This is a genomic window from Streptomyces sp. SolWspMP-5a-2 (assembly GCF_900091845.1).
Lineage (GTDB): Bacteria > Actinomycetota > Actinomycetes > Streptomycetales > Streptomycetaceae > Streptomyces > Streptomyces doudnae.
Window position 1 is genome coordinate 22,984 of the sequence record NZ_FMCI01000292.1, and the last position, 10,366, is coordinate 33,349.

Annotated in this window: 8 protein-coding genes and 1 pseudogene; 5 read left to right on the forward strand and 4 right to left on the reverse strand. The window is 73.3% G+C overall.

Annotated features, from left to right (window positions below; translation table 11 throughout):
- Positions 1–192: 192 nt before the first annotated feature.
- Positions 193–1,638, forward strand: a complete 1,446-nt coding sequence (locus tag GA0115242_RS29185) for a glyceraldehyde-3-phosphate dehydrogenase (RefSeq protein ID WP_093833717.1) — start codon at positions 193–195, stop codon at positions 1,636–1,638.
- Positions 1,639–1,690: 52 nt separating this feature from the next.
- Here the strand turns inward: GA0115242_RS29185 and GA0115242_RS29190 are convergent, their stop codons facing one another.
- Entirely contained in the window at positions 1,691–3,523 is a 1,833-nt protein-coding gene (locus tag GA0115242_RS29190; RefSeq protein WP_370672329.1) for an FAD-binding dehydrogenase, read from the reverse strand.
- Positions 3,524–3,757: 234 nt separating this feature from the next.
- On the opposite strand from GA0115242_RS29190, the gene GA0115242_RS29195 reads away from it, so the two are divergent.
- Both GA0115242_RS29195 and GA0115242_RS29200 read left to right on the forward strand, forming a co-directional pair.
- The gene (locus tag GA0115242_RS29195) at positions 3,758–4,930 is read left to right on the forward strand and encodes a helix-turn-helix domain-containing protein (protein WP_093833719.1); all 1,173 of its coding nucleotides are present in this window, start codon (positions 3,758–3,760) and stop codon (positions 4,928–4,930) included.
- Between the two features lie 127 nt (positions 4,931–5,057).
- Positions 5,058–5,513 carry a hypothetical protein gene (locus GA0115242_RS29200; RefSeq protein ID WP_093833733.1) on the forward strand — a complete coding sequence of 152 codons (456 nt, stop codon included), beginning with the start codon at positions 5,058–5,060 and terminating at the stop codon, positions 5,511–5,513.
- Positions 5,514–5,918: 405 nt separating this feature from the next.
- On the opposite strand, the gene GA0115242_RS29205 is transcribed toward GA0115242_RS29200, so the two are convergent.
- The gene (locus tag GA0115242_RS29205) at positions 5,919–6,650 is read right to left on the reverse strand and encodes a DUF7873 family protein (RefSeq protein WP_093833721.1); all 732 of its coding nucleotides are present in this window, start codon (positions 6,648–6,650) and stop codon (positions 5,919–5,921) included.
- Positions 6,651–6,753: 103 nt separating this feature from the next.
- Here GA0115242_RS29205 and GA0115242_RS29210 point away from each other — a divergent pair, with 103 nt between their 5' ends.
- Positions 6,754–7,362, forward strand: a complete 609-nt coding sequence (locus GA0115242_RS29210) for a hypothetical protein (protein WP_093833723.1) — start codon at positions 6,754–6,756, stop codon at positions 7,360–7,362.
- Positions 7,363–7,629: 267 nt separating this feature from the next.
- Here the strand turns inward: GA0115242_RS29210 and GA0115242_RS29215 are convergent, their stop codons facing one another.
- Positions 7,630–8,109 (reverse strand): NUDIX hydrolase, encoded by a 480-nt coding sequence (locus tag GA0115242_RS29215; RefSeq protein ID WP_093833725.1) that lies wholly within the window; start codon positions 8,107–8,109, stop codon positions 7,630–7,632.
- A 64-nt stretch (positions 8,110–8,173) separates the two neighbouring features.
- Positions 8,174–9,781: an apolipoprotein N-acyltransferase gene (lnt, locus tag GA0115242_RS29220; RefSeq protein WP_093833727.1), complete on the reverse strand. Its 1,608-nt coding sequence runs from the start codon at positions 9,779–9,781 to the stop codon at positions 8,174–8,176.
- A 354-nt stretch (positions 9,782–10,135) separates the two neighbouring features.
- On the opposite strand from lnt, the pseudogene GA0115242_RS40945 reads away from it, so the two are divergent.
- Positions 10,136–10,366: pseudogene (locus GA0115242_RS40945) on the forward strand (hypothetical protein); the annotation flags it as partial.

Sequence of the window (10,366 nt, forward strand, 5' to 3'; positions counted from 1 at the left end):
CGGGGCGGCGCCACCGCCAGGCCACATCGGCGGGGTCGGCCCGTGGCCGCGCCGGGCGGCGGAAAGAGACCGCAGGAGGGCAGCTCACGGCCCGCACCGGGCAGCCCGCGGCCCGTACCGTGCGGCCCCCGCGACAGTCCCAGCACAGCGCGTGTTTATCATATGAGCGCCGCCTAGCTCGAAAGATGAACTGTGACTGTCAACGACGACTCGTTCAGCAACTGGAAGACCCGCGAGGAGATCGCGGAGTCGATGATCCCGATCATCGGGAAGCTGCACCGCGAGCGGGACGTCACCGTCCTGCTGCACAGCCGCTCCCTGGTGAACAAGTCGGTGGTCAGCATCCTGAAGACCCACCGTTTCGCCCGGCAGATCGCCGGTGCGGAGCTGTCGGTCGTGGAGACGCTGCCGTTCCTGCGGGCGCTCACCACGCTCGACCTCGGGCCCTCCCAGATCGACCTGGCGATGCTCGCCGAGACGTACCGGGCCGACGACCGGGGCCTGTCGGTGGAGGCGTTCACCGCCGAGGCCGTCGCCGGTGCCACCGGCGGCAACAAGATCGAGCGCGGCGCGGGCCGTGACGTCGTGCTGTACGGCTTCGGGCGGATCGGGCGCCTGGTGGCCCGGCTGCTGATCGAGAAGGCCGGTTCGGGCAACGGGCTGCGGCTGCGCGCGATCGTGGTGCGCGGCGGCGGCGAGCGGGACATCGTCAAGCGCGCCTCGCTGCTGCGCCGGGACTCCATCCACGGCCAGTTCCAGGGCACCATCACGGTCGACGAGGAGAGCGGCACGATCCTCGCCAACGGCAACGCGATCAAGGTGATCTACGCCGACGACCCGTCGGAGATCGACTACACCGCGTACGGCGTCAGGGACGCCATCCTCATCGACAACACCGGCAAGTGGCGCGACCGCGCGGGCCTCTCCCAGCATCTGCGCCCCGGGATCGACAAGGTGGTGCTGACCGCGCCCGGCAAGGGCGACGTGCCGAACATCGTGCACGGCGTCAACCACGACACGGTGAAGCCCGACGAGCGGATCCTGTCCTGCGCCTCCTGCACCACCAACGCGATCGTGCCGCCGCTGAAGGCGATGGACGACGAGTACGGCGTGCTGCGCGGCCATGTGGAGACGGTCCACTCGTTCACCAACGACCAGAACCTGCTGGACAATTACCACAGCTCCGAGCGCAGGGGCCGGTCCGCGCCGCTGAACATGGTGATCACCGAGACGGGCGCCGCCTCCGCCGTCACCAAGGCGCTGCCCGAGCTGAAGGCGCGGATCACCGGCAGCTCGATCCGGGTGCCGGTGCCGGACGTGTCGATCGCGATCCTCAACCTCCAGCTCGCCCGCGAGACCTCCCGCGAGGAGGTGCTCGACCATCTGCGCGAGGTGTCGCTGACCTCGCCGCTCAAGCGGCAGATCGACTTCACCACGGCGCCCGACGCGGTCTCCAGCGACTTCATCGGCTCGCGCCACGCGTCGATCGTGGACGCGGGCGCCGCCAAGGTCGAGGGCGACAACGCGATCCTCTACCTCTGGTACGACAACGAGTTCGGCTACTCGTGCCAGGTCATCCGGGTCGTCCAGCACGTGTCGGGCGTCGAGTACCCGACGTTCCCCGCCCCGGCCGTCTGAGGCCCGCGGGGTGCGGCGTGCCGGAAGGGGGGACATCCGGCACGCCGCACGTTCAGCCCGCCGTCGCCGCTGCCGCCGCCCGGCCCGCCTGCCGGCCGGAGAAGAGGCAGCCGCCCAGGAAGGTGCCTTCGAGGGAGCGGTAGCCGTGCACCCCGCCGCCGCCGAATCCGGCGACCTCACCGGCCGCGTACAGACCGGGGACGGGCGTACCGGCCGGGCCCAGGACCCGGCCGGAGAGGTCGGTCTGGAGGCCGCCGAGCGTCTTGCGGGTGAGGATGTTCAGCCGCACGGCGATCAGCGGCCCCGCGGCCGGGTCCAGGATGCGGTGCGCCGGGGCCGTACGGCTGAGGGAGTCGCCGATGTAGGCGAGGGCGTTGCGGATGCCCATCACCTGGACGTCCTTGGTGTACGGGTTCTCGATCTCCCGGTCCCGGGCCTCGATCTGCCGCTTGAGGTCGGCGAGCCGCACCAGGTTGTCCCCGGTCAGCTTGTTCATGCCGGTCACCAGGTCGGCGAGCGAGGTGGCGACGACGAAGTCCGCGCCCTTGTTCTTGAACCTCTCGATGGGCTCCGGCGTCTGCCAGATCCGGGAGAGCAACTGCCAGACGTTCTTGTCGGTGAGGTCCGGGTTCTGCTCGGAGCCGGAGAGCGCGAACTCCTTCGCCAGGATCTTCTGGGTGGTGACGAACCAGGAGTAGTCGTGGCCGGAGGCGGTGATCGAGCCGAGCGTGTGCAGGGTGTCGTAGCCCGGGATGTCGGGGGTGTCGAAGCGCCGGCCGGTGGCGTCGAACCACATCGAGGACGGGCCCGGCAGGATGCGGATGCCGTGGTCGGGCCAGATCGGCGCGTAGTTGCGCAGCCCCTCGGTGTAGTGCCACATCCGGTCGGGGTTCACGATCCGGCCGCCCGCCTGCTCGGTGATGCCGAGCATCCGGCCGTCGACGTGCGCGGGCACGCCGGTGATCATGGACTTCGGCGCGCTGCCCAGCCGGGCGGGCCAGTTGCGCCGGATCAGGTCCTGATTGGCGCCGATGCCGCCGGAGGTGACGATCACGACGGGGGCGCGCAGTTCGAAGTCGCCGACGACCGTGCGGGAGCTGGGGGTGCCGCGGGCCGCGCCGCTCGGTTCGAGGACGGCGCCGCGCACCCCGGTCACCGCGCCGCCGGTGGTGACCAGACCGTCCACCCGGTGGCGGAACCTGAAGGAGACCTTGCCCGCCGCGACCGCCGCCCGCACCTTCTTCTCGAAGGGTTCGACGACGGCGGGCCCCGTGCCCCAGGTGACGTGGAAGCGGGGCACCGAGTTGCCGTGCCCGTGCGCGAGTCCGCCGCCGCGCTCGGCCCAGCCGACGATCGGGAACCACTGCACGCCGAGCCCGGAGAGCCAGGAGCGCTTCTCCCCCGAGGCGAAGTCCACATAGGACTCGGCCCACTTGTAGGCCCAGTAGTCCTGGCCCTTCGGGTCGTCGACGCCCCGGTCGAAGCCCGCGGTGCCGAGCCAGTCCTGCCAGGCGAGGTCGCGCGAGTCCTTGACGCCCATCAGCCGCTGCTCGTCGGAGTCGACGAGGAAGAGCCCGCCGAAGGACCAGAACGCCTGGCCGCCGAGGCTGGCCTCGGGCTCCTGGTCGAGAAGGAGCACCTTGCGTCCGGCGGCGGCGAGTTCGGCGGTGGCGACCAGCCCCGCGAGGCCGTGTCCGACGACGATGGCGTCGGCGTCCTGCGACGCGGCGGCGTACGCGGGGAACGCCTGGGCCGCGAGGGCCGCCCCGGCCAGCACGCCCCCGGCCACGGTCAGGGCCTGCCTGCGGGTGACGCCGGTGGCGGGATCGGGGAGCGCACCACCGGCCGCGCCCGGCGTCGGGGACGCGGCGGCGGGGGTGTCCATCGGGTGCGCGGAGTCTGCCATGGGTGCCATGCGTGCCTTCCGGTGCGGGACGGGAGGGGCGGGAGTCACCGGCACGTGGAGCCTGTGCGCGGGGTGGTCCCGCGGGAAACGCGCTGTTACCGTCGGTAGCCCACAGAAAACCAGGTCGTCGCGGAGCCGCGATAGTGGGCGGTCGTCAACGCGGCCACCGCTTCGTTGTGTCCCGGCCACAGCGCGCGGGCGGGGAAGGGGACCATGACCGTCCTCCAGGGGCCCGAGCCGGTCACCGAGATCCTGCGGAGCATGGCCGCCGACACGGACGTCTGCGGCGAGCTGGTCCGCGCGGCCCGCACCCGCTCCCCCGAACTCTCCCGGCTCACCGAGGCGCAGACCCGGTCGCACGTTGTCGCCGTGATCGGCGCCGCCGCCCCCTGGTTCGCCGCGCTGGACCGGGCCGGTGCGGTCGACGAGCAGGACTTCGGGGCCGCGCTGCTGCTCGGCGCCGACCGGGCCGCGCAGGGCGTCCCGATGACCGCCGTGCTGCGCGGCGTGCAGGCGGCGACCACCCGGGTCGTCGAACTGATCGTGGACCGCTGCCGCTCGGCGGGCGTCCCCGACAGCCTGCTGCTGACGGTGGTGCTGCGGCTCAAGGAGTACGGCGACGCCGTCGAACGGCACGTGGTGCACGGGTACCGGGCGGCCGAGCAGCAGGCGCCCCGGCGGCCCGACCGGCTGCGCGGCGAACTGCTGCGCCGCCTCTTCCTGGACGGGGACCTGCCCTCGGCCCGGGAGCTGGCCGCCGCGGGCCTCCCCCCGAACGCCGACGGACTGCACCACTGCTTCGCCGCCCTCCCGGCGCCCCCGGGCACCCCGTCCGCCGCCCGCGCGAACGCGACGGTCCTCGACGGCCGCCTGGCCGGACTCCGCGCCCACCCGCCGGACCCCGCCGACCTCCCCGCGGGCGCGCTGGTCGTCGTCTCGCCCGCCGCCCCGCCCGCCGAACTGCGGGCGCTGTACCGGCTGTGCGCGCACGCGGTGGACCTCGGACGCGGTCGGGGGCTGCGCGGACGGTACGGACTCCTGGACTTCGCGGCCGAGTTGGCCCTGGACCGGCAGCCGCTGCTGGGCGCGCACCTGAGCCGCAGCCTGCTCCCCGCCCTCGACCCCGCGGACGACTTCCACCGCCAACTCGCGCTCACCGCGCTGGCGTTCCTCGACAACGGGCGGCGCCTCGACCAGACGGCGTCGGCGCTGTTCACCCACCCCAACACGGTCCGCTACCGGCTCGGGCGGCTCCAGGACATCACCGGCGGCTCCCTCACCGACCCTTCCCAGGACGGCCGTTCCCGTCTGCTGTCGACCCTGCACTGGTGGTGGGCGCTGACCGACTGGCTCCGCGACGAGGGACCGCGCGCCCACCGGGGATGAGGCACGGCCCCGTGACCGGGGCCCGCAGGCACCGGCGGAGGTGCTAGCGCCGCTCCCCGTGCGCACCGGCGGGGCGGGCCTGTTCTACTGGGACCGTCCGATCGCGCGCCCGTTGGAGGATCTCGCCGTGGCACCTCGCCTCTCCGTCCGCTCCGGTGCCGGCGGCGGTCCGCCGGACGCGGCCGTCGCCCTCCTCCTCGCCGATCCGGAGGGCACCGCGGGCGAACAGGCCGTCGCCCGGCTGGGCGCCTACTGCTACGAGGGGGACGGCGCCGTCCACCTGGTGCGGACCGACGGTTGGGCCGAGCGGGAGAGCGACGGGGACACCCTGCGGCTCGCGATCGCCGTGTATCCGGTCGCGCTGCGCCAAGTAGGCGTGGATCCGCACGAGTTCACGGAGCGGTCAGCCGTCGATCCCGAGGCCCTGATCGTGCTGCGCGCCCAGGCCGCTGTCCCGGCGCCGCTCGCCGCGCGGCTCGTGGACGCCGTCGCCGTGTTCACCGCCGGTCCCGACTCCTCCGTCGACGAGCTGCTGGCCGCCGGGGAGTGGCCGATGATGCTGGCGCCGCCGCCCGAGCACTGAGCCCGACCGGAGCCGGGCGGTTGGAGGCCCCGGGAGCGGTATCCAGCTCCCGGGGCCAGTGGTGCCACCCAATTGCGCACACCGGCGGCGTTGAAGACCGCGGATCATTCTGAGGTCGACGTGTTCTGCCTTTGAACTACCGCGCCACGAGAGGCGCAGAAGGGACTTGAACCCCTATCCGTCGACGATCGTCCGCGGCCGGGCGATCCGGTGTTCGGTGGCGAATGCTGAGACTCGAGCGAGAATCTGAGATTCAGGGGGCCGCCTCTGCCCGTTGGGCCACCCCGGCAGGTGTGCCGGGGGAGGGACTCGAACCCTCATCTGTCACCCCTGGTCAGCTTCGACTTCAGTGTCAGCTTGCGCTCATCGCGCCACCCCCCGCTCGCACGGGGGGCGATCATGGGGCTACCCGAACAGGTAGCCGAACACCGCGTCACCGGTCCGCTGGTCGGTGACCTCGGCGCCGTTGGCCTCCTCGCGGGCGTACTTGACGGCCTGCTGGAGCCGCTCGACCCGGTCGAGCAGCTCGTTGACCCGGCGGGCGGGCAGCGCGCCGGAGAACTTGACCGTGGTCCAGTAGCCCACGGGCACGTCCTCGTAGTACACCTCGACCTGGGCCGGGTGCTTCTCGGTGGCCTCCGCCTTCACGTGGTTGCGGGGCACCTTCTTGGTCCGGATGGTCCGCACCGGCTCCGTCTTCCAGGCGTCCGTCGACGGGTCCTGCATCCACGACTCGGAGGCGTCGAGCACCGGCAGCTTCCGCACGAAGGTGTGCAGATCGTTGAGCTGCTTCTCCAGGAAGAGCAGGTAGGGCACCGGGACGCCGGGGAGCAGCACCCGGCCGTCGACCACCACGTCGGCGGCGGCGGTGCGGTTGGCCCAGTCCTTGGTGGCCGTCACGTCGAACAGCCGGGTGAGGGTGGTGGCCGTGGCACGGAGCACGTCCTCCGCCATGACCTGGACGCGGGTGGACTCGGGCGGGAGTTGCTCGCCCTCCTCGTCCTTGGGCTGGTAGGTGCGGGAGATCCCGGCGAGCAACGCGGGCTTCTGCACGTCCTGGTGAGCCTGCGTCAGCTCCTGGAGCGACTTCGACTTGACGCCTTTTTCGACGGCGATGATCTGATTGAGCTTCGGCACGCGAGGAAGCTACCAAGACCGATCACGTGAAGTCACCCGGATTTCCGCCGGGTTGGCCCACCCCGCTCCCGTCGGGGCGGACCGCGGGCCCTACCCTGGCCCGGTGACGGCACCCCACCCCGACCTCGGTTACTCGCTGCTCCTGCACGCCTACGGCACCGCGGCGGACACCCCGGCCCATCTGGCCGCGCTGGTCCGCGAGGACGAACGGGCGCGCGCCGACGCGGTCCTGCACCTCAACTCCGCGATCATGCACCAGGGCACGCCGTGGACGGCGACCGGCCCGGTGGCCGCGCACTGCTGCGCGCTGGTCGGGCGGGACGAGCTGTCCGACCCGGGGACGCTGAGCGGTGTGCTGGACTTCCTGCACGACGTCGCGGAGGCGGCCGAGATCCAGGGCGACGACCTGGAGGGCCTCGCCCACCCGGCCGGACGGGACGTCGACGCCGAAGTGGCCGCCCTGCTGTCCGGCGCCGACCCGGACGACGGACCCGACCTGATCTACGAGGACGAGGTGCTCACGGACGCCGTCATGGCCCGCGCGGTGCTCTCCTGCCGCGCCGTCCTGCCCGCCGTCCGGGCGGCGGCCGCGCACGCGCTGCGCCACCCCGCCGAGGAGGTCCGGACCGCGGCCGGGACGACGGCCGCCACGGCGGACCGGGTGACGGCGACGCTCGCGGCCGAACGGACCCCGGACGCCTCGGTCCCGTAGCGGGCACGGGCGGCACCCGGGCGGGAAGCGACCGTCGGGACGGAAGGGGCACCCGGGCGGGAAGCGACCGTCGGTCCGGAAGGGGTGTCCGGGCGGGAAGCGGCCGACGGGACAGAAGGAGCGTCCGGGCGGAAAACGGCCAGCGGGACGGAAGGGGCGTCCGGGACGGAAGAGGCGCCCGCCCGGCCGTCGGCGCGGGCCGGGGATCCTCCCGAGCCGGCCGGTTCCCCTCCCCGCGGGCGACCGGCGCCGTCGGCCACTCCCCCGTCACACCTCGCCCGCGGGCTCGAACCAGGTCGGCTCGTCGGACAGCGCCTGCTTGATCCGGAAGCGGTGGAACTCCGTCAGGTCGGGCAGCTCGTCGAGCGCGAACCAGGCGACGGCCAGCGACTCGTCGTCGTTCACCCGGGCCTCCCCCGAGACGGCACGGCAGCGGAAGCACAGGTCCATGAACTGGCAGCGGTCGCCGTTGGGGAAGGTGACCTCGCGTCCCGACCTGACGGTGATCAGCCGCTCCACCTCGACCAGCACCCCCGTCTCCTCCTCCACCTCCCGGGCGATGGCCGTCGCGGGCTGCTCGCCCGGGTCGGGGATGCCGGAGATCAGGGCCCACCGGTGGTTGTCGGCGCGCTGTCCGAGCAGCACCCTGCCGTCGTCGTCGAAGACGACGGCGCTCACCCCGGGCAGCCAGAGCAACTCGTGGCCGGCGAGGGCCCGGATCTCACGGATGAAGTCAGGAGTAGCCATGGCCCGACCCTAACCGGGCCGGTCACAGCCGTCCCACGGGACGTCAGGCGCCCGGGGACGGACGTCACGCACCCCCGGCGCGCCGCCCGCGCACGCCCGCGGCGGCCGCCCAGCCGAGTCCGCCCGCGGCGATCAGGACCAGGGCGATCTCGGGGAGGACGCCGAGCCGGGTGGCGGGCGTCTCGGAGGAGCGCAGCGGGACCTTCTGGACCAGGTGGTCGGCGACGAACATGCCGGTCCTGCGGGTGATCGTGCCGTCCGGCATGATGATCGCGCTGACCCCGCTGGTGACCGGCACGGTGACGGTCCTGCTGTGCTCGACCGCCCGGACCCGGGACATCGCGAGCTGCTGGTAGGTCATCTCGCTGCGGTCGAAGGTCGCGTTGTTGCTGGGCACCGAGATGATCTGGGCGCCGTCGGTGACCTCGGAACGCACCGCCCAGTCGAAGGCGGCCTCGTAGCAGGTGACGAGGCCGACCTCGGCCCCGCCCATGGAGAACACGCCGGGTTCGGTACCGCGGCTGAAGTCCTGGCGGACCATCGACGTCCAGTCGCTGTTGAGCGCGCCGATCAGGGACCGCATCGGCAGGTACTCGCCGAACGGCTGGATCTGCCGCTTGTCGTAGGTGTCGGTGGGGCCCTTGCGGGGGTCCCAGAGGATCTGCTCGTTCCACAGCTTGCCGTCGCGCTGGACGACACCGCCGACCGAGATGGGCACGCCGATCGCCTGTGCCGCCCGGTCGATCACCGCGCGCGCGTCGGCGTTGGCGAACGGGTCGACGTCGGAGGAGTTCTCCGGCCAGAGCACCAGGTCGGGCCGGGCGACCTTCCCGGCCTCGACGTCGGCGGCCAGACGCTCGGTCTCCCGCGCGTGGTAGTCGAGGACGGCCCGGCGCTGGGCGTTGAACTCCAGTCCTGAGCGGGGGACGTTGCCCTGGACGACCGCGACGGTGACGCTGCCGTCCTCGGCCTTGTCGCTGACCAGGGCCCTGGCCGCCAGCGCGCCCGCGACCGGCACGACCGTGCTGACGAGGGCGACGACCGCGGCCGACCGCCGTACCGTCCGGGTGCGGCGGCCCTCCACGGCGAGCCGGACGGCGGCGCAGAGGCCGAAGCCGCACAGCACGACGCCGAAGCCGAGCACCGGGGTGCCGCCGACCGCGGCGAGCGGCAGGAAGATCCCGTCGGCCTGCCCGAAGGCGACCTTGCCCCAGGGGAAGCCGTGGAAGGGGACGCGGGCGCGGGCCGCCTCGCCCGCGATCCACACGGCCGCCGCCCACAGCGGCCAGCCGGGCAGCCGGGAGACGGCGGCGGTGCCCGCGCCGACCAGGGCGACGAACAGCGCCTCGATCACGGCCAGGGCGATCCACGGCACCGGGCCGACCTCCACGCCGGTCCACACCAGCAGCGGCAGCAGGAAGCCGAGGCCGAAGAGGTAGCCGAGACCGAGGCCCGCCTTCCAGCCGCGTCCGCGCAGCACCCAGCCGAACCCCGCGAAGGCGGGCACGGCGAGCCACCACAGGGGGCGGGGCGGGAAGCTGACGTAGAGCAGCGCTCCGCAGAGGGCGGCGGCGAGGGCCGGGACGCAGCGCTTGGCCCGCGCCGCCCAGGAGACGGGCGCGACCTGCGCGGACGGGTCCGACGTGGCCTCGGAGGGTGCGGTGACGGTCACCCGGGGAGTCTACGGCGCGTGACCGGCGGGCCGACAGCGCGGCCCGGGACACCGGGCCCCCGGCGGGACGGGGGTGACCCACGAGGCGACAGCGGGACGGCGGGACCCGGTGAGGGCGCACGGGTGAGCGAGCGGGACGACGGGCGGATGCATCCTTCCTGGGTGGCTCTGCCCAACTCATCCACAAAACGCCCTTCAGCCGTTACGGTGACCCAAACCCCGGTGGTCCGGACGTGCGCGCCCGGCTGGCGGGGCCGTACTGGGTCGGGGGGCGGGGTGGGTGTCACCTGTTCGACGTCCGGCGGTGGTCCTGGGGAGGACACCGACAGACGAAACGTTTCGGACGCGGCGGGCGTGGTGGTCCTCGGGGCCTGTGCCGCCTGGTCGCTGATCACCGCGGGCGCTCACGAGGGCCGTCCGGAGGGCGTGCTGCTCGCCATCCTCGCGGTGGCAGCCGGGTACGCGGCGGGCCGGATCGGCGGGGTGCTGGCGCCGGTCGGCGCACCGTGCGCGGCCGCCGTCGCCGGTCTGGTGCTGACCGTCGCCGTGCCGCATCTGGCGCCCGGTCCCCGGTTCGCCGCGCCG